This is a genomic window from Pseudoflavonifractor sp. BSD2780061688st1 E11 (assembly GCF_005844125.1).
In the GTDB taxonomy this organism is placed as follows: Bacteria; Bacillota; Clostridia; order Lachnospirales; family Lachnospiraceae; genus Sellimonas; species Sellimonas catena.
Map to the genome: position 1 here is coordinate 1 of NZ_SPHM01000105.1, position 1,459 is coordinate 1,459.

Annotated in this window: 2 protein-coding genes; both read right to left on the reverse strand. The window is 38.6% G+C overall.

Annotated elements, in window-relative coordinates; translation table 11 throughout:
• Window positions 1-486: 486 nt before the first annotated feature.
• On the reverse strand, window positions 487-735 hold the full coding sequence (locus tag FGQ85_RS18185) for a helix-turn-helix domain-containing protein (protein WP_002323370.1): 249 nt from the start codon (window positions 733-735) through the stop codon (window positions 487-489).
• Between the two features lie 3 nt (window positions 736-738).
• The gene (locus tag FGQ85_RS18190) at window positions 739-1,158 is read right to left on the reverse strand and encodes a sigma factor-like helix-turn-helix DNA-binding protein (RefSeq protein ID WP_002323369.1); all 420 of its coding nucleotides are present in this window, start codon (window positions 1,156-1,158) and stop codon (window positions 739-741) included.
• Window positions 1,159-1,459 lie beyond the last annotated feature (301 nt).

The window sequence follows — 1,459 nt, forward strand, 5'->3', positions numbered from 1 at the left end:
CTACGGAAAATTTACCTAAAAATTCCCGTTCTACGATATATTGTGCAGATTCTTTTTTAGCCAAGTTATCAACCCCCTTAGTCAGCTATCTATTCTCAACATACGCACATAGGCTTATCCAATATGCGTATTTTTCACAATGTTACAGAAGCAGGCAGACGGCTTTGGAAAGCTCCGTTAGTATCTCAACTATTCCCATTCTTGTGGGCAGAACCGCACCATGCGGACGTATCATTATTCTGTGAGGATAGGTCGTGGCAAAACGACTTTTCCAACAGTCGCTCTCGGATCACTGCGTGGGTCGCTCGCTTTCTTTTGAAAAGGTCGTGGCGTACAGTTCCCGTGGCTCGCTATCTCACAAACGTATCTGTCTGCTTTATTCAGTTGTCAAAGAGCTGCGGCGAAAGCGTGTTGCTTTCATATAGAAGCAGGGGCAGAGCAGGAAAGAGGGGGATTGAACAAATCATGCTCTGCGGTTACTGCTTGTTATTCTTCTTCGATTTCTAAGGCAATATCAAACCCTAAAATCATTTTGATAAGTGCTTCTCTGATAAGTCCTTTTAACTCCATATCTACGACAATATAAACATTTCCGTATTCATCATAGAGTGGACGCAGACAGCACTTTGATATGTATGGGTCATAAAATGCCAGTATCTTTTCAATCGCTTTTTCGTCCCCGTCCATAGCCTGCGAAAGCAAATAGTAGGACGGTTTTTTCATTGTGTGTTTCATTTGCTATCTTTTCTCCTTTAATATTTTTTTCATAAGCTCTAGTGAATTGTGTCGGTTTTGAAAAACACCACTTCTTGAAATGTTTTGTCTTTTTGCAATCTCGGTATCGCTCATTTCCAAGAAATAATACATCAGCAAATTCTCTCGATTACGTTCAGACAAATGTTTCAAGGCTTCTGCCAGTTCATCATCACAAATACGAATATCATTACCACATACATTAAAAATCGTATAGTCTGTTTCGTATTCGTCCCAGACAGCCAGTTTTTCAACAACGATTTCTGGAAGTTCACAGAACGGAATTTCTTTGTCTTTTCGTCGCTTCAATCCCTGCTGATAGTCCTTAACAACATGACGGACAACTTTCTTCAAACAGCTTTCAAAACGGCATTGAACAGTTTTTTGGAAGTCAGACAGTTTCATCAATCTCACCCCCTTTCCGTTATGACGTGAAAAGTGTTTATCCCTCTTTCCGCACCATATAGGGAATGGCAGGTGTGATTTGCTAAGTTGAAATCGGAAAAAATTGAAAAAACTTTTTAATAAAGCAAAAACAGCCCGTGGGTGTATAAATACACAAACAGACTGTTTTATAAATTCTATTTATATGAAATTTTAATTCTAGTAAAGGGTATGATGATTGTAATACTAGTGTGCTGACTTGATGATATTTAACTAAATATTCTGGTAATCACAGCTGTTCTGATGTATAATCAAAAAAAAC